This window comes from Acetobacterium carbinolicum (assembly GCF_047456275.1).
Lineage (GTDB): Bacteria > Bacillota > Clostridia > Eubacteriales > Eubacteriaceae > Acetobacterium > Acetobacterium carbinolicum.
This window is the reverse complement of record NZ_CP173357.1, coordinates 3,499,061-3,517,068: the sequence shown is the minus strand read 5'-3', so window position 1 is coordinate 3,517,068 and position 18,008 is coordinate 3,499,061. Positions and strand designations below refer to the sequence as shown.

The following is an 18,008-nucleotide window of genomic DNA, read 5'->3' as shown; positions in this document are numbered from 1 at the left end:
TTTCTAATGGCGATAAAGTGAAATGGATGTAAAAGTCAGATGGAGTCGTGATGGTCACGCCTCCATTTTTATAGCTACACACGTTTTGTTCGATCTGATGCCATGGCATCATCACCGGATGGATTATGTTCATGATTGTTCCATTATACTATGCGGCGTGTAATCCCGTCAAATGAGACTTAGGGTAAGAAAAAGGACAAACAGATAAAGTTCTGTCAGGTAAAAAAAGATCACAATCAAATCAAGTCAGACAATAAAGAGCTGGCAAATATCTTGCGCAGAAAAGAAATAATTGATAAGATAGATAATAGTTATAATGTTAAAACAAAAGATCACACAATAAAATAGAGTCGCAAAAAATCGGTTGCGATGCGTAACTGTTTTTTTTTAGGGAATAAATTAAATTGTAGAGGTAAACAAAAATGACAAAAGAAGATATCGAAAAGAAAATCTCTGCATATCCAATATTTGAATATGCGTTTTTAGACCCGTCAGAAATCAATTTTTATCAGGCGGTGCGTACCATTTGTGAGTTGGAATGCCCCCAATACGGCAAATCCTGGTCCTGTCCACCCGCAGTTGGGACGCTGGAAGAATGCAAACAGCGGTGCCTGAGCTATGATCATGGTTTTATTTTTAGCACCATCTCCGAAGTCAGTGACATTCTCAATATGGACGAAATGCTGGCGACCCGATGTGAGCATTTAGAAATTGTGGAGGAGATTAAGAATAATGTTTTTGGCGAGTGTGATGATAAGCTAATTCTTACGGCCGAATCCTGTGCCATCTGTGAGACGTGCGCTTATCCTGAGGCGAGCTGTAAGCATCAGGATAAAATGTATCCCTGTGTGGAAAGCCATGCCATCTCGGTGACAGATATCTGCGAGAAGCATAATTTGTCGTTTTTAAACGGTTATAATGTGATTACCTGGTTTGGGATGGTCTTTTTTTAACACCGGGCTTTTCGTGTTTAGCTAAATGGAAAGAACCTGATTGTCAGGTGTATTTAATAGGAGTAACCAAGAAAGCAGGAAAACGATGGATTTATCATTTTTAGGGACGATAACCAATCCGATCACGATTTTTACGCAAGCAGATAAGGCCGTTTATTTAAAAAATCCCGATGACATTGATGATGGCATCCGGGAACTGGTGGATGCTATTAATGCCGTTACGGTATTTTTTACCATGAGCGCTTGTCAGGGATTTTTGATTGAAGAGCAACGGGAGGCGCATTGCCCGGAAACCTATGTAGACTTTTATGTGACTGACGAACAGTATCCACTGGCCAGGCTGTTGCTGGGATCATTGGCCAGCAAGTTTAGTGCGAGCATCGATTGTAAGGTTGTTTATGAAGCGGATTTTGACATTACTGCAGCAGACGAAATCGTGGCCAATGGTATGGTCAAGCTGCGACACAGCATCGAACTCTATGAGTTACCGCCGGAATTAATGAAAAGCACCTATAGGGAGATGGTCGATCATATCCGCAAATTCGCGGAAGCGATAAATAAAACAATTTAAGAATGGTTTGAGGTGTCCACTTAACGACCGTAACAATTGTTAGTACGGGAATGTCCTTTTTAGCAGAATCGGTTTTATTTAGTTTATGAAGTTTGTAATTATCTGAAAATGAGAAAGCAGGGAGAAAATGGATAAAAAATTCAGTGCCCTATTTGAGCCATTCACAATCAATGAGATGGGACTTAAGAATCGACTGTTTATGCCAGCCATGGGAATTCCGACCGTCACTGAAAATGGTGCTTATACCAAAGAGGCGATTGCCTTTTATGCGGCCCGATCTAAAGGCGGGGTTGGTCTGATCATTACGGGTGCCAATGAAGTGAAAAATATAGGGGAAATAAAGACCGTTTGTACCAATCCGGTGCCATGGTTTAACCCCGATGCCTATATTTGTGCGGGGTTGGAAATGACCGAGGAAATCCATGCCGATGGTTGCAAAATAGTTGTTCAGTTGGCTGCCGGTTTGGATAATTTGACGAAAGACGCCCGGATCGAACAAATTAAGCACTGCCAGGCGATGACTACAGCGGAAATCCGGTTACTGGTGGAGTCTTTTGCCTACTCGGCCAAAATTGTCAAAGCCGCCGGTTATGACGGTGTGGAAATCCAGTCCGGCGAGTTGCTGGATGGTTTTACCCTGGCCCTTTTTAATCAGCGAAAGGATTGCTACGGTGGCGATCTTAAAAACAGATTTAGGATCGTGACGGAAATCATTGCTGCCATCAAGGAAGCCTGTGGTAGCGACTTCCCGGTGATTCTACGTTTGGCAATGAAAACGTATTTAAAAGCCGGGAGAGGGCAGGCTCTGCCCGACGAAGAATTTAAAGAACAGGGGCGTGATCTGGATGAAGCCCTGGCTGCGGCGCTTATGCTGGAAGCGGCGGGCTGTGACGGTTTTGACGTGGCGGCTGGCATCAGCACATTTGAGAAAGCTTCCTATTGGAAATACCCACCGGCCTATTTCGACAAAGGGGTTTATCTGAATCTCAGCGAGGCCCTGAAAAAAGTCGTTCAGGTACCGGTATTGGCAGCCGGAAAAATGGACGATCCGGATTTATCGGCAGATGCGCTTGAAAAAGGGCTGTTGGATGCGGTGGGACTAGGTCGGCCTTTGCTGGCTGATCCCGATCTTCCTCAAAAGTTAATAAACGGCCAGGTTGAAGCGATCCGGCCTTGTCTGGGTTGTAATGATGGCTGTCTGGCTAATAAAATCGCCGGGGGCGAAGCCTCTTGTACCGTTAACCCGGCTTGCAATCGGGAACTGTTGTTAAAAAGTGAAGCAGCCAAAACGCCTCAAAAAGTGGTCGTGGTGGGCGGCGGTCCGGCAGGAATGGAAGCCGCCCGAGTCAGCGCTTTGCGGGGACATCAGGTTATCCTGTTTGAAAAAAGCTATCGCCTGGGCGGCAAGCTTAAATACAGCAGCAAACGGATTTTAAAAACGGCAGACGATCGGCTGATTCATTGGTATGAAGCAGAGCTGGAAAAATTAAAGGCCGAAGTCCGCCTCGATGAACCGGCAACCCTCGAAAAAATAGCGACCATCAAACCGGATATTGTTTTTATTGCCCAGGGTTCAGAGGCCCGGAAGCTTACATTTCCGGGAATGGATAGCGAAAAGGTGACCAATGCGATCGATGTGATTAGTGATAAAACCTATGTCGGACCCCGGTGTCCAGCCATTGGCGGCGGTCTGGCAGGGTGTGAGGCGGCTCTTCATCTGGCCATGCATCGTCATAAAATGACCATCGTGGATGCCGCCCCGGATATTCTAACTGCCGGCATTCCCCTGGCCCCGGCCAACAAACAAATGCTTAAGGACCTGCTGGCTTTTTATCATAGCGAAATTATCACTAACGCAACACTCAAGGCAGTCACCGAAGAAGGTGCCGTCATTGAAGCAAAGGGTCAGCAACACCTTATCCCGGCCCATCATGTGATGATTGCGGTGGGATTTGAACCAGCACCTTCTTTATATGAGGAATTAAGAAACGACTACCAGGTATACAATATTGGCGACAGTCAGGTGATAAAAAATATCCGCGGCGCCATCTGGGCTGCCAACGAGGTAGCAGCTTTGATCTAAATAAACGTGATAAAAAAGTGATTTAATAGAAGAACAAAAAATAGCTAAAGACCATTGAAAAAGCAACCAGAGTGTTGAGTTTAGGTTTGCAATGTCTGCAAACAGAATCAACAGATAAAAAAATGATGTGAAGTTTAGTTACATAACAAAATTTGACAACTACGGAATAATAGGTTAGGATTAATAAATAATAATGGTTAAATTTGTTTTCAATGCAAAAAAAATATGTTTGGAACAGATAGATTGTGACAGTGCGAAATTCAGATACAGCGGGATTGAAGTAAATTAGCATTTAAACATTGAAATTATATTTTTTAGCAATAATTTTAATTTTCCACTAAAAAGCAATGTCATAAATGATGTTGGAAGAGATAGAAACACTCGTTGGTTCTAGCAATGACAACAACAGATAAGAGTTGCTTTTTTTTTAAAAATTTTTATCGATGTACATCGAAGCAAAACCGACGATCAAGAAAAGAGAGGTTCTATCTAATGATACGTTTTGAAAGCGTAAAAAAGAAATATGGAAATACCGTTATCCTGGACGATTTAAGTTTTAACATTGAACCCGGAGAATTTGTGGTGCTGATTGGTCCAAGTGGTTGTGGAAAAACGACGACTTTAAAATCGATTAACCGTTTGATTAAGCCGGAGCAGGGAAAAATATTCGTTAATGGTGAGGAAATTTCGCAAGTCAATCCCGTTAAATTAAGACGAAAGATTGGTTATGTCATTCAGCAAATTGGTTTATTCCCGAATATGACCATTGAACAGAATATCGGTGTTGTGCCGAAACGGCTGAAATACAGCAAACAAGAGATAAAAAAAATTACTAAAGAGCTGATGGAAATGGTTGATATGTCCTATGAGGAATATGCCCATAAGTATCCACCTGAACTGTCGGGTGGTCAGCAGCAGCGAATCGGTGTTTTAAGGGCTTTAGCCGCATCACCGCCGATCGTTTTAATGGATGAGCCCTTTGGTGCGCTGGATCCGATGACGCGAGCGACGCTTCAGAAGGAGATTGTGAAGCTGCATAAAAAACTTAAAAAAACCATTGTCTTTGTGACTCATGATATGAATGAGGCCCTGGACTTGGCGGATAAAATTATTTTTATGGAGCATGGAAAAATTATTCAGATGGCGACACCAGAGGAGATGCTGGCAAATCCGGCGAGTCCGTTGATTCGTGATTTTATGCGAAAATCATCGCTGGCAACAGACCCTTTAAATCTAACAGCAGCTGATTTTATGAGTGAGAATGTGATCAGCGTTCAAAAGAAAAAGAGCATTCGTGAATGTACCGACTTAATGGCACGACAGCATATCGACTCGTTAGTCATCAAGAATGAAGATGAGACCTATGCTGGCGTTGTAACCATTAAGGATATCAAAAAGCATGGTAAATCCTCAGGTAGCATTGGTGAAATCGAACCGTATCAAAATATCACCTCCGACATTTTAGAAAATGCCAAGGATTCGTTTGATAAACTTTATAATTCTGGTGACAATTATGTGGTCGTTTTGAACAGTGACCAAACCGTTGCAGGAATCATTTCAAAGACTAGCATGGCAACCGCCATGGCTGATACTTTGTGGGGTGATATGCAATGATTTTTCTCGAAACATATGGTGATCGCCTGATTACCGCTTTTCAAGTTCATTTATTTTACGTCCTTACTTCAGTGACTATCGGCTTTGTGATCGCATTGGTACTGGGCATTCTGCTATCTCGTGTTCCTCAATATGCAAAGATCGTAATGCCGCTACTTTCGGTATTTCAGACAATTCCTGGAATTGTGTTTATTGGAATCCTTTTTCTATACCTCGGGATGATTCCCGCAACGGTGATTTCTGCGCTGGCGGTTTACGCCATTTTTCCAATTCTTAAAAATACCTATACCGGCTTACTTGATGTCAAAAAGGAATACATTGAAGCTGCCAAAGGGTGTGGGATGTCGCCATTTCAGATCCTGATTGAAGTTGAACTGCCGTTAGCTTCGCCTTCTATTATTGCCGGATTAAGGATGTCAACCATCTACACTGTCAGTTGGGCGGTTTTAGCGGCAATGATTGGACTGGGGGGATTAGGTGAATTTATTTATATCGGCATTGCCTCGAATAATGATCAGTTGATTCTGGCAGGTGCCATTCCATCGGCAATTATGGCGATTGTCCTTAGTCTGCTAATTGATGTGCTTCGCCGTGTCGTTGTGCCCAAAGGAATAAGGAGTGTGAAATAATGGATGCATCAATTATACTGGAACACCTCTATCTTGTTATAATGACAGTAATATTTTCAGTTGTGGTGGGCTTGCCGATCGGTGTTTTGGCTTATTTAAAACCATCAGGAAGGAAAATCGTCTTATGGTCGGTTGAAATATTACAGACAATACCAGCCTTGGCGCTGTTAGGGTTGATCATCATTGCTTTGGGTCCGGGAAAAATGACCGTGATCTCAGGTCTGGTGCTGTATTCACTGTTGCCGATTGTTCATAATACCTGTGTCGGTTTGGAAAATGTTGATAACGGGATTAAGGAGGCCGGAAAAGGCATGGGATTGACGCAATTAGATCGTCTGATTTCAGTCGAAATTCCGCTGGCTTTCCCAATGATTTTTACTGGAATCAGGATTGCAACAGTGACCACGGTAGGGGTCGCGGTCTTTGCAACTTCAGTTGGAGGAGGTGGGTTGGGCAAAGTAATTTACCAGGGGATTCGAACGCAAAATATGAATTTAATCGTCTCAGGGACATTGTCACTGATGATCATGGCGGTACTATTTGATGTATTGATGATCGTGATTAATCGACGTTTAACAAAGGGAACCAACAATAAAGTATTTTAAAAAAGCATTTTAGATGTTGGTATGTTGTGATGAGTGGAAAGAAAAATAGAATTTTTAGAAATGAAAGGAAAAGAAAAAAATGAAAAAGATAATGAGTTTACTGGTTGTTTTATTGTTGACAATGTCCGTTGCCGGTTGTAGTTCGGGAAAAGAAGAGGCCTCGATCATCATATATGATGGAACCTTTTCGGAAATGAAAATTATCAATCAGATGGTTAAAATGGTGGTTGAAAATCATACCGATGCAACGGTGGATATTCGCGATGAAATGGATGAAGTTAATACGTTTAAAGAAATGGTTGCCGGGAATGTTGATATTTTAAATTCATATGATGGGACCCTGCTGACCACCTATTTGAAGTTAGATACCACGAATATTCCAGAAGGCATGACCTTATATGATTATGCCAATGAAGTGGCCTCAACTGAAAAAGGTGTGCATATGTTGGATAAAATAGGATCTGAAAATACCTATGCCATCGGGGTACTTCCGGAAACGGCACAAAAGTATAATTTAAAAACCATTTCTGATCTCGCCGCTGTTTCTGATCAGTTGGTCTTTGGTGCCGAACATGGTTTCTATACCGAAGAAGGAAGTATGAAATATGGCCCATTTACCGAATTTTACGGTCTGAATTTTAAAGAGAACAAACCCCTTGATATGGCCTTGAAGTATTCCGCAATTGAAAGTGGTAATATTGATGTTACGATTGTTTATACAACCGATGGCATGAATAAAAAAACCGGACTGGTTGTTTTAGATGATGATCGTAATTTCTTCCCGGAATACAATGATGCTCTACTCGTCAGAAACGATTTGTTTGAACGATACAATGAAATTGCGCCTGATCTTGAAGCGGTATTAAACTCTTTAGGGGGACAGTTTACAAATGAAATAATGACAGATCTGACATATGAAGTGGACGTAAATGGTCGAACACCAGAAGATGTTGCTCATGAATTTTTGCTTAGTAAAGGTTTGATCTCAGAATAATTAAAAAAAGAATCGATAGTTGAGACTTTACAAAAGCTATTTGAATATGGTATCATCTTAGACAACAGAAATAAACCTTTGATTGAAAGTAGTACCTATTGGAAAGATGCTAAAGTGAGTTGCAGATAGTGTGAATGCAGCAGTTATCGCAATCGGGAATGGATTCATGAGGGTGAAAAGAACGGCCGATGGCTTAGTAATGTTCAACGGGGATTCCGTCCGTTATCAAAGGAAAGCGTATGATTGTACGTATTAAAGTGGATGGATCTCAACTTGGTTTGAGGACATCAATTTAGGTGGCACCGCAGGAATTTAAACTCTTGTCCTATGTAAGGACAGGAGTTTTTTGTTTTTTAGAAAAAAAGGAGATACCAGATGACATACAGTGTTAATTTATCAAATTATACCGTTGGGCAGTCAAGTTATGACCACATTGATGCGATCTGCTCCCACTATGGTAAAAAGGTGGTGCTGATTGTCGGGGATCACGGCTATCAAGCGGCTAGAAACGTTCTCGATGCGGCGATTGACAAGAGTCGTCTTGAAGTGGTAAAAACCCTTCACTATGGTGGTGAGTGTAACTATGAAAATGTCGAAAAGCTGAAAAAAGAAATCGCTGCTACGGATGCCCAGATGATTTTTGCCATCGGCGGCGGACGGGTGCTGGATACCGGAAAATTTGTGGCCGAACAGGTGGCTAAGCCAGTTTTTTCATTCCCCACCATTGCCTCCAATTGTTCCGCCTGTACCAGTGTTTCAATTATGTATGGTCCGGACGGCGGCTTTTTAAGACCCGAGTTTTTAAAAGAACCGCCCAAGCATGCCTTTATCCAAACCCAGGTGCTGGCTGAGGCGCCAGTAAAATACCTCTGGGCCGGTTTGGGAGATACCTATGCCAAATATTATGAGGCCAGTATTTCCGCCCGAGGCGAAGCACTGAACCACGCCCTGGCCATGGGCGTAAACATCAGTAGTCAATGTGCCGACGGAATCATCACGCACGGAGTTTTGGCACTCCAGGCCAATCAGGAAAAAGTCGTCAATGAAGCTTTTGAGCAGGCTGTACTGATCGTTATTGTCACCACTGCGCTGGTATCCATTCTGGTCACCCTGGATCATACCCCGGATTACAACAGCGGTCTGGCCCATGCCATCTATTATACACTCACCACGATTCCCGGATTTGATAATGAAACCCACCTTCATGGTGAGATTGTTGCCTTTGGTATTTTGATTTTGCTGCTGGTGGATGGCCAACGGGAAGAATTTGAGCGGGTTTATCATTTTAACTGTGAAACCGGGCTGCCCCATGCTCTGGCCGATCTCGATCTAAATTATAAACAGTTAGAACCTTATCTGGAATCCATCACCCAAATGGCTGATATCCGCCACAACCCCTACGAGATCACGCTGGAGATGCTAAAAGCAGCGTTTTTGGAGCTGGAAAATGTCAATAAAAACACCAATAAATAACACAAAAAAAGGAGAAAAAGAAATGAAAAAGAATGCTTTTAAGAAAATGACCGCAGTCGTTTTAACCCTGGCGATGACTCTGTCGTTAGCCGCCTGTGCATCATCGGGAACGGGCAGCACGACTGAGGATAAGAAATTAAAGGTTGGCGTGATTCAAATGATTGAAAACGGCGCCTTTGATGCCATGCGTGACGGCTTTATCAAACAGCTTCGGGATCAGGGATACACCGAAGATGACATGGAAATCGTGGTAAAAAATGCCCAGGGTGATACCTCGGCTCTTAATACAATTGCTCAGGAAATGTCCGACGGCAGTTATGATTTAGTCGCCACGGTGGCCACACCGGCATCCCAGGCTTTTGTCAACATGAAGTCCGAAACACCGCAGGTGTTTATTGCGGTATCCGACCCGGTTAAAGCCGGGATTGTCACCACCATGGAAAAACCCGATCACAACGCCACCGGAACCTCCAATCCCATCCCAGTAGACAAAATTGTAGACCTGTCAAAAACGCTGACCCCGGGCGTTAAAACGTTTGGGATTATTTATAACACCAGCGAGGTCAATTCCGTCAGTACGGTCAACAAGGCCAAAGACTATATGACTGCCCAGGGTTATGAAATCAAAGAAGCCGTGGTCACCAATTCATCCGAAGTTAAACAGGCCATTGACAGCTTGTTAAGTCAGGTGGATGCGATCTTTATTCCTAACGACTCAGTGATTCAGAATGCCATGCCAACCGTTGCCGAAGCAGCCAAAACGGCTAAAAAACCAGTCTACGGCAGCTCCACTGTGATGGTAAACACTGGCGCCCTGGCCACTGTTGCCATTGGCGATGCCGCTATTGGCGCCGCCTCAGCCGATATGGCCATTGAAATCTTAAACGGCAAAACTCCAGCTGATATTCCGGCAGTAGCAGTAGAAGCGACCGAAACCGTGATCAACCAAACCACTTCCGACGCGATCGGCATTAAGCTACCGACTGATCTTAGCAATACCGCTGTGATTGTGAAATAACATTTATACCGCCTGACCTTTAAAGGAGAAACATTATGTCATTAGCCATCGGTTCCCTGCAATTGGGCCTTATTTATAGTCTCATTGCCATGGGCATCTACATTAGTTTTAGAGTACTTAACACCCCGGATTTAACCGCCGAAGGAAGCTTTGTCTTTGGCATGGCCGTCATGACCATCTCAGCGGTGAATGGACATCCTGTTTTAGGGATTCTTCTCTCCCTGCTGGCCGGCGGACTGGCTGGTCTGGTCACGGCCCTGCTGCAGACCAAGCTCCGCATTCCTGCTATTCTCTCCGGGATTCTGACGATGACGGGCCTCTACACCATCAACCTGATGGTGATGCAGGGGTCTTCCAATCTGACCCTGTTGGGAGTCACCACAATTTTTGATCTGCTTGGTGGGCGATTGCCCATGGATTTCGATATGGCTAAGATTGTCATATCACTGACTTTTGTGGTGATTGCCATAGTGGTGCTGGTACTGTTTTTCAAAACAAATAGCGGCCTTTGTATCCGTGCCATCGGTGACAATGAAATGATGGCACGGTCCTCATCCATGAGTGTTGATCGTTATAAGATCCTTGGTTTGATGATCAGCAATGGCCTGATCGCCTTATGTGGGGGGCTGGTGGCCTGTGATCAGGGCTATGCCGATATGACCTCCGGTGCCGGAATGCTGGTTGTCGGTCTGGCTGCCGTGATTATCGGCGAAGCCTTTATTCGTCGCCGGACTATTTTGGCCGGGATGCTCAGTTGTCTGCTGGGTTCAGTGATCTACCGCTTTATCCTGGCTCTGGCCATCAGCACCCGGATCTTCCCAGCCTATGCCATGAAACTATTATCAGCCGTGATCGTCACCATTGCCCTGTCGATTCCGGCGTATCAGTATTACAAGGAAAACTATCAATTGAAAAAGAGGAACCGCCATGCTTAAGATTATCGACTTGAAAAAGAAGTTTACCATCGACAATGGGGTGGATAATCATATTCTAAATGGTCTTAACCTGAGCGTCGATGACAGCGAATTTGTCACGATTTTAGGCAATAATGGTGCCGGTAAGTCCACCCTCTTCAATTTGATCAGTGGTGCCATCCTGCCTAACGATGGCACGATCTACCTGGATGAGAAAGACATCACCTTTATGCCGGAACACAAGCGTTCCAAATTCATTGGCCGAGTTTTTCAGAGCCCGATGCGGGGAACCGCCCCTAACCTGACCGTGGCCGAAAACCTGGCTCTGGCCTATGGCCGACAAAACCGCAAGAATTTTAACTGGGCCTTAACCAAAAGCCTGAAAGCAATCTTCCGGGACAAACTGGCCGAGGCGGAGATGGGTCTGGAAAATAAGCTGGATTCCAAAATAAAAAACCTCTCCGGTGGACAGTGCCAGGTGGTGGCTCTGATTATGTGTACCATCAAACCCCCGGAACTGATTCTGCTGGATGAACATACTGCTGCTCTGGACCCCAAGACTGCCGAAGACGTAATGTCTTTTACCAAACGGATTGTCGAGAAGGATCATCTGACGGCACTGATGATCACGCATCATCTGGAAGACGCCATTGCCTATGGCAATCGGTTAATTATGATGGATCGAGGTGTGGTGGCCCATGAGTTTACCGGAGTTGAGAAAACCAATCTTACTTCAGAAGAGCTGCGAACCCTCTATCATTTAAAAGAAGGCTGAGCGAGATGAAAATGAAATTGCCCCCAACTGTAATAAGAGAGATTCAGGTTTCTGAAAGCGAATGCGCACTGGTACGGATGACGGTGAAAGCTGGCACCATCCCGCCCCTCCATGCCCACCCCCAGGCCCAGATCGACTACATGATCAGTGGCTGTGCTGATGTGAGCGTCGAAGGAAGCATCACCCATCTGGAGCCGGGAGACTCTATTTATATCCCGGGTGGCGTCACCCATGGTTTTCTGGTGAGTGAAGAAGATCAAGAATTTCTGGAGTTTTTTACGCCGGGGCGAGATGATTTAGAATGAATATTGTGGTGGTTGACTTTATAGCAGTAAAGTAATATAATGAATTTGAAATTTAAATCCATAAGGAGGAAAAAAATGAAACTTAGTGCGAGAAACCAATTAAAAGGCAAAATTGCCAGTATTGAAGAAGGTGCAGTGAATGCGATTGTAAAAGTGGACATCGGAAACGGAAATATTGTTACTTCTTCTATTTCAATGGGAGCGGTTAAAGATTTGGGATTAACTGTTGGCGGCGAAGCAACTGCAGTGGTTAAGGCCACTTCAGTCATGATTATGGTTGACTAATAAATTAAGAAGAACTTCGCAAGAGGTTCTTTTTTTGATTTAAAAATTTTTCAGGCACACAATTTGCCATATCTTGAAATTTTCTAAGAGTCGTGGATGATAAAAGAGGCGAAGATAGTGTGGCGGTTGAGTCATAGAATGTTCAAATGTTTGTGTTACCTTTTCATTATTAATCGGATAATATGAAAGGTCAATATCTTCTGAAAATCGATTGATTGCTTTGTAACACTTAGATAAAGAGGTTCCGCCTTTAAAAATAAAATTTGGTAAATTTGTTTTCAGTGTTCTTAAATAAAGCGTAACAAAATAATCCTTAACAATAATATCTGGTACAATCTTAAAATATACACTGGTTCTTACAATACTCTCTCTGAAATTGACATCATCCTTATGCAAAATCATAAATCATCCCACTTTCAACCAATTTTTGATAAATTCGTTTTGGATAAGCGATGAGGACCTGATCGAGCAGGGACCGAGAAAAATTTTGGCTTTTGAGGTAGGTACGCAAATTATTAATCTGTTCGACGTTGTTAAAATCAATGCTCGAAAGGGCTTCGAGAAATTCAATGAGGGTTACATTTTCATTAGTGATGGGAGTTCGGGAACGTCTTAGAATCACCGGTTGACCGCCGATTTGAACCTGTCGCTTGCGGTTAGTTTCATTGTTTGTGGAAATTTTAATGACGTTGGGAACTTGAGTGGTCAGCCCCCATTTATTGAGCAAAGCCAGACCTGTCAAAACGCCATACTGATTTTTGTCATCGCTGAGGTATTTTCGACGGATCACATCAGCAGGATTGAGTGACGATTTACCAAAGATGGTTTTTTCAGGGATATAGTAAATACCCTTTTGAAACCGTTTGAGCTCTCCAGTCTTAGCCATCCTGGAGAAGGATTTTCTCAGCATATCGCTGAAAATTTTGTTTTTATTTTCCAGATCCGATAAAAAAATGGGGGTGTTGGGTTTAAATTTGGATTTAATTTGCGTAAGTGTTAGCATTGAAATCACCTTACGTATATTATTGAGGGTTTAGGGAAGATAGGCAAGTAATTATACTATTTATGTATAAAAATGTGACACCTCCTTAAGAAATAGACTTTGCTTTTTTAAAAACTTGACGCCAGCAGCTACTATTTCTGTGCGGGAGGTGATCTTTCCTCTAACAAAAAATCTTTAATTATGAACAGGACCGGGACAAAATCAACGTTGTCCCAGTCCTGTTCTTATATGTATTAAATCAAATGATGAGCCTTGTTCTAAAACCCAACCATACTACTCAGCCTTCCACTCTTCTCTGTTTAATCAGTACCAGCGTCACGCCCAGCATCGCCACCCCAAAGGCTAGCACCAGCACCATACTGGTAAAAATCGACTGGAGATTGTTAGCATTGAAACTGACCGCCGCGGCGATTTCGTTATTGGCTTTGACATACCAGTAGGTGGGAGTAAAACTGGCAATGGTCAGGACATTGGCGCCTAGTAGTTCTTGAGGGACAAAAACGCCGCTGATAAAGCTGGTGCCAAGGGCAAAGACATTGGAGACGGCTGACATCGCGCCCCGGCTTTTGACCAGATTTGCGATTAAATAGCTGATACTTAAAGCGGCCAGGGTGAAGACAAAGGAGTTTAAGAGTAGCAGCAGGCCGTTGGCAGTAAACATGAAGCTGCCATACATGACAAAGCTGGCTGAGATCAGAACAAGCCAGGTTAAGATGGCAAAGCTGAGGTTGCCCAGAATCATCTGGAAATTCATATTGGCTGATCTTATCGGTGAACAGAGATTGCGCCGTTTGAGATCGGTATTATTAAAAACCAGCATTACCGAGCAGACGCCCAGAATCAGAATAGCAAACATTGAATAGGACAGATAATTAAAATAGTATCCCGATTTTTCATCATTGGCGGAGTGGCTGCCGTTGCTGATCATCGTCACTTGGCTTTGTTCGGCCAGATCCTTGTCCAGGTATTGGGTCAGCTCAGCCTGGCTGAGGCCGGGCATGTAGGTGGTGTAGGTTTGGGCGGTGTTCAAGTATTTATTGATCAACAGATCCATGTAGACATTGCTGGTGGAGTCCGGTACGATTGTTTTTTCCAACTGGACCTCCCGACCACTGAGCATTGCTTCGGTAAATCCATCAGGAACCCGAAGGATGTATTCCACCTGCCTAAAAAAAAGCGCATCCTGGAGTTTTTGGGGTTCATCGGGAAGATCCACCAGATTGGCATTTTCACTCAAATAAATTTTGAGTCCAGCTACCAGCAAAGAATCATTATCATCATTGATAAAGGCGATATTGACCTTAACCTTGGAAAAATCGGTGTCCTGAGGCGGGTTATAGGTGTTGGTTAACAACAATGCCAGGACCATAAAAACCACCAGATAAATCAGGAGCAGGCCGCGGTTTTTCTTGATTACTTTGAAAAAAGCTTTATAAACTTGCATATTTCTGTCTCCTTAAAACTAAATACGTAATGGTGCTAAAGAGCAGTGTAAAAGCGCCCAACAGCAGGAGGTTCGTAAAAAACTGGGTATGGGTATTGTAGTAATACAGGGCATAAAAGCTGTCAGTGATCAGGCTGGCTGGGTTGAGGTAACTAAGAATCGGCACCTTGGTCATTACCAGATACTTGATATCACTGGACATCATTCCGGCCAGAAAGGACATGGTCATGGTGGACCCAATCAGAATACCGACAATGACACCCTCCCCTTTTTTAATGATAGCCGCAATACAGGCACCAAAGCTTACCCCGGTGAGGCTTCCCACCACACAGGTCAGGGCGATATAGAAAAGCTGATCGCCAAAACTGATGCCCAGTACCCCAGTTAGAAAGGCCAGCAGAAGCAGAAGTTCCAGCAATAAAACGGAGGTGGCGGCCAGCATTGAAGAAAGAAAGACGGTCAGTTTATTGGTGGGGGCCAGATTGACCCGGGCACCCACAGCCGAAAGATCAGCCTGAATCGCGACCACTTCCTTTACGCCCAGGAACCCACCATATAAACAGGTCATCGCAATTAGCGTATAGAAATAATTGACCACCGGGTCCGGATTGGATTGGCTGGCAGAAACAGCACGCAGGTATTCGGTGCGACTGGAAACGCCAGTCAGAATGCCGTTATTCAGGGCGGCGGAGTTCTCGGTGACAATGGTGGTGATGGTGGCCGATGATTGTAAGAAATCATTTAGGAATTCCCGAATAATTGTTTGGTTAAGTCCAGATCGGTTCACCACCAGGCCCAGTTCTGGATCGAAAACGACATAGCCGTCGATCTGATTATCATTGAGCAGGGTATCGGCTTCGTCTCGGGTCGTATACTGAACGACGAACAATTCATCATTTCCGTTTATAGCCTCGGTAAAAGCCGGGTTCTGATCAAGTTCCTGGCTCTGGACCACGGCAACATTGACCTTAATAAATTCCTCGGCATTAGAAAGGTTGGAAAAGGCCAGGTTGAACAAGGTGGCTAATAGAACCGGAAAAAGAAAAGTCCAGAACATCAATTGCCGGTCGTTAAAGATGCATTTGAGGCGATAGCGATAATTAAATAAAAACATGACGTCCTCCTAATCTCTTAATTCTTTGCCGGTTATTTCCAGAAAAACATCGTTAAGGGTTGGTGGCTCGGAATAAATTTTACCGATGGTGATATTTTGATTTTTCAGGTGATCAAGAATTACAATCAGATTATTTTTCCCCCGACTTGATTTTACTACCAGCTGATAGTCGGTCAGTTCGGCGGAGATAATGTGTGGCAAGGCCTGAATTTCGGTGAGATCGAGATGCTCGGGATTAAGCAACTCAAGATTGATGTGCTCGCCGGATTTGATCATTTTCTTCAGCTCTTCATTGGTCCCCATGGCGATGATTTTGCCTTTATCCATAATGGCGATGCGGCTGGCGATTTGTTCCACCTCTTCCATATAATGAGAGGTGTAGATGATGGTGGCTCCCTGCTGATTTAATTTCTGGATACCTTCTAAAATATTGTTGCGGCTCTGAGGATCCACGGCAACGGTCGGTTCATCCAGAATAATCAGCTTAGGCTTATGGGCAATCCCACAGGCAATGTTTAGACGTCTTAGCAGCCCACCGCTGAGTTTTTTGGGGAAGAATTTGATAAAATCATTGAGCCCCACAAAATCAATGGCTTCGGCCACCAGCTTTTTACGGGTTTGTTTATCAGAAATGTAAAGACCGCAGAAGTAATCGATATTTTCATATACCGTTAACTCTTCAAAAACAGCCACGTTCTGCATCACCACCCCAATATCCCGTTTGAGATCATAGGCATCCGGGGACATCGGCGCATCGAAGATTTCAATGGTGCCCTTGTCGTATTTAAGCAGCGATAAGATGCAGTTGATGGCAGTCGTTTTCCCCGAACCGTTGGGGCCCAGCAGACCCAGGATTTCCCCTTCCTGGACCTCCAGATTGAAGTGATCCAGAGCGATGAGATCCCCGTAACGTTTGACCAAATTTTTTACATTGATAACCATAATTTGTTCTCCTTTATCGGTGGCCTGCTCCAATACTTGGAACAGACATCTGTTTTGTTTATCGATTGTGTTTATTTTACCCCATCGGCGACCACGTTGATAGTGATAAGCCTCCTGAATGGGTATGACAAATGTCACTATTTATGTTAAAGTAGTGATAAAATCGCAGGTTGATGGTAAAAAAACTCGAGACGATTCTGATAAGGGTTGGTAATGATGAATAAGCTGATTGATAAAATGATTATTTTTGTGTTCTGTCTGGCCTTGTATCTGACCACGGTGGAAAATGTGCTGCTGATTGCCCCGATTCTGGTGGCGGTAATTTTTGGCGCCGCCTTAAGTTTTTTTGAGGAAGGACCGTTAACAGTGGCTTTGTTTGTCGGCTATTTGGTGATCTGCTTTATTGAACCAGTTTATCTCCTGTTTGTGCCGCTGATTGGTTACGATATCCTTATTTCCCGCTACAAATGGCTATGGACTCTAGCATTGCTACCGGGTGCGACGGGTTTCACGGAGCTTAGTGGAATCACAGTGGTGTTAATTCCGATTTTTATGCTGGTGGCCTATTTTCTCAAAAAACGAACCCTCTCGCTGGAAACATTAAGAAAAAACTACAACGCCCTGCGGGACGCCACTCGGGAAACCGCTCTGCAGCTCGAAAAAAAGAATAAAATACTGATGGAACAACAGGACTATGAACTAAATTTAGCGACCTTAACCGAACGAAACCGGATTGCCCGGGATATTCATGATAATGTCGGACATATGTTGTCCCGGAGTATTCTTCAAACCGGGGCGCTGCTGGCGATCAGTAGCGAAGCCCAAACCCGGGAGGGCTTGGTTCAAATTAAAGAAACCCTTTCGGAAGCCATGGACAGTATCCGTGACAGCATCCATGATCTTCACGATGAGTCCCTGGATTTGCAGGTGGAGTTGCAGACGCTGATTAAAAATTTTGATTTCTGCCCCATAAAACTCGATTACGATGTGGAATCCCATCTGGAAAAAGAGCTGAAATACTGCTTTATTACAGTCGTCAAGGAAGCCCTTTCGAATATTATCAGGCATTCCAATGCCACCGAAGTCGCAGTGCTTGTCAGAGAACATCCGGCTCTTTTTCAGCTGGTTATTAAAGATAATGGAACAAGGCAGGAAAATACTGACGGTGCCGGCATGGGGCTTAGGAGTATTAAAGACCGGGTGGCAATACTCAGTGGCAACGTGAATATCACCGACGATTCGGGGTTTAGAATCTTTATCTCTATCCCCAAAAAGAAATAATCGGT

General features: G+C 43.9%; 19 protein-coding genes. 14 read left to right on the top strand and 5 right to left on the bottom strand.

Annotated elements, in window-relative coordinates; all coding sequences use genetic code 11:
• The first annotated feature begins 422 nt into the window (after window positions 1-422).
• The 13 genes from ACIZ62_RS16315 to ACIZ62_RS16255 all read left to right on the top strand — a co-directional run bounded on the left by ACIZ62_RS16315 (window position 423) and on the right by ACIZ62_RS16255 (window position 12,219).
• A complete protein-coding gene (locus tag ACIZ62_RS16315) occupies window positions 423-953 on the top strand; it encodes a DUF2284 domain-containing protein (RefSeq protein ID WP_414150626.1) in 531 nt (176 codons plus the stop codon).
• A gap of 85 nt (window positions 954-1,038) precedes the next feature.
• Window positions 1,039-1,524, top strand: a complete 486-nt coding sequence (locus ACIZ62_RS16310; RefSeq protein WP_111888917.1) for a hypothetical protein — start codon at window positions 1,039-1,041, stop codon at window positions 1,522-1,524.
• 127 nt (window positions 1,525-1,651) lie between these two features.
• Window positions 1,652-3,607, top strand: coding sequence for an FAD-dependent oxidoreductase (locus tag ACIZ62_RS16305; protein WP_414150625.1), 1,956 nt, complete (start codon window positions 1,652-1,654; stop codon window positions 3,605-3,607).
• Window positions 3,608-4,099: 492 nt separating this feature from the next.
• Window positions 4,100-5,221: an ABC transporter ATP-binding protein gene (locus ACIZ62_RS16300; protein ID WP_111888919.1), complete on the top strand. Its 1,122-nt coding sequence runs from the start codon at window positions 4,100-4,102 to the stop codon at window positions 5,219-5,221.
• The gene (locus tag ACIZ62_RS16295; RefSeq protein WP_111888920.1) at window positions 5,218-5,850 is read left to right on the top strand and encodes an ABC transporter permease; all 633 of its coding nucleotides are present in this window, start codon (window positions 5,218-5,220) and stop codon (window positions 5,848-5,850) included. The genes ACIZ62_RS16300 and ACIZ62_RS16295 overlap by 4 nt, the downstream gene beginning before the upstream one ends.
• Window positions 5,850-6,455 (top strand): ABC transporter permease, encoded by a 606-nt coding sequence (locus tag ACIZ62_RS16290; protein ID WP_111888921.1) that lies wholly within the window; start codon window positions 5,850-5,852, stop codon window positions 6,453-6,455. The genes ACIZ62_RS16295 and ACIZ62_RS16290 overlap by 1 nt, the downstream gene beginning before the upstream one ends.
• 79 nt (window positions 6,456-6,534) lie before the next feature.
• On the top strand, window positions 6,535-7,449 hold the full coding sequence (locus ACIZ62_RS16285) for a glycine betaine ABC transporter substrate-binding protein (RefSeq protein ID WP_111888922.1): 915 nt from the start codon (window positions 6,535-6,537) through the stop codon (window positions 7,447-7,449).
• A gap of 375 nt (window positions 7,450-7,824) precedes the next feature.
• Complete coding sequence (locus ACIZ62_RS16280; RefSeq protein WP_414150624.1) at window positions 7,825-8,922, top strand: iron-containing alcohol dehydrogenase family protein; 1,098 nt, start codon at window positions 7,825-7,827, stop codon at window positions 8,920-8,922.
• A gap of 22 nt (window positions 8,923-8,944) precedes the next feature.
• Window positions 8,945-9,940 carry an ABC transporter substrate-binding protein gene (locus tag ACIZ62_RS16275; protein ID WP_414150623.1) on the top strand — a complete coding sequence of 332 codons (996 nt, stop codon included), beginning with the start codon at window positions 8,945-8,947 and terminating at the stop codon, window positions 9,938-9,940.
• 35 nt (window positions 9,941-9,975) lie between these two features.
• Entirely contained in the window at window positions 9,976-10,875 is a 900-nt protein-coding gene (locus ACIZ62_RS16270) for an ABC transporter permease (RefSeq protein ID WP_414150622.1), read from the top strand.
• Window positions 10,868-11,629 carry an ABC transporter ATP-binding protein gene (locus ACIZ62_RS16265; protein ID WP_414150621.1) on the top strand — a complete coding sequence of 254 codons (762 nt, stop codon included), beginning with the start codon at window positions 10,868-10,870 and terminating at the stop codon, window positions 11,627-11,629. Before ACIZ62_RS16270 ends, ACIZ62_RS16265 begins: the two co-directional genes overlap by 8 nt.
• Window positions 11,630-11,634: 5 nt before the next feature.
• The gene (locus ACIZ62_RS16260) at window positions 11,635-11,934 is read left to right on the top strand and encodes a cupin domain-containing protein (RefSeq protein WP_414150620.1); all 300 of its coding nucleotides are present in this window, start codon (window positions 11,635-11,637) and stop codon (window positions 11,932-11,934) included.
• A 75-nt stretch (window positions 11,935-12,009) separates the two neighbouring features.
• Window positions 12,010-12,219 (top strand): TOBE domain-containing protein, encoded by a 210-nt coding sequence (locus ACIZ62_RS16255; protein WP_111888927.1) that lies wholly within the window; start codon window positions 12,010-12,012, stop codon window positions 12,217-12,219.
• Between the two features lie 39 nt (window positions 12,220-12,258).
• Here the strand turns inward: ACIZ62_RS16255 and ACIZ62_RS16250 are convergent, their stop codons facing one another.
• From ACIZ62_RS16250 to ACIZ62_RS16230, 5 genes are all read right to left on the bottom strand, one after another.
• Window positions 12,259-12,621, bottom strand: a complete 363-nt coding sequence (locus tag ACIZ62_RS16250) for a nucleotidyl transferase AbiEii/AbiGii toxin family protein (protein ID WP_414150619.1) — start codon at window positions 12,619-12,621, stop codon at window positions 12,259-12,261.
• Window positions 12,608-13,222 (bottom strand): DUF6088 family protein, encoded by a 615-nt coding sequence (locus tag ACIZ62_RS16245; protein WP_414150618.1) that lies wholly within the window; start codon window positions 13,220-13,222, stop codon window positions 12,608-12,610. The genes ACIZ62_RS16250 and ACIZ62_RS16245 overlap by 14 nt, the downstream gene beginning before the upstream one ends.
• A 277-nt stretch (window positions 13,223-13,499) precedes the next feature.
• Window positions 13,500-14,666 (bottom strand): ABC transporter permease, encoded by a 1,167-nt coding sequence (locus ACIZ62_RS16240; RefSeq protein ID WP_414150617.1) that lies wholly within the window; start codon window positions 14,664-14,666, stop codon window positions 13,500-13,502.
• Window positions 14,653-15,780, bottom strand: coding sequence for an ABC transporter permease (locus tag ACIZ62_RS16235; RefSeq protein ID WP_414150616.1), 1,128 nt, complete (start codon window positions 15,778-15,780; stop codon window positions 14,653-14,655). Before ACIZ62_RS16235 ends, ACIZ62_RS16240 begins: the two co-directional genes overlap by 14 nt.
• A 9-nt stretch (window positions 15,781-15,789) precedes the next feature.
• Window positions 15,790-16,722: an ATP-binding cassette domain-containing protein gene (locus tag ACIZ62_RS16230; protein WP_414150615.1), complete on the bottom strand. Its 933-nt coding sequence runs from the start codon at window positions 16,720-16,722 to the stop codon at window positions 15,790-15,792.
• Window positions 16,723-16,935: 213 nt separating this feature from the next.
• On the opposite strand from ACIZ62_RS16230, the gene ACIZ62_RS16225 reads away from it, so the two are divergent.
• Window positions 16,936-18,003, top strand: coding sequence for a sensor histidine kinase (locus tag ACIZ62_RS16225; protein WP_242988517.1), 1,068 nt, complete (start codon window positions 16,936-16,938; stop codon window positions 18,001-18,003).
• Window positions 18,004-18,008: the final 5 nt, after the last annotated feature.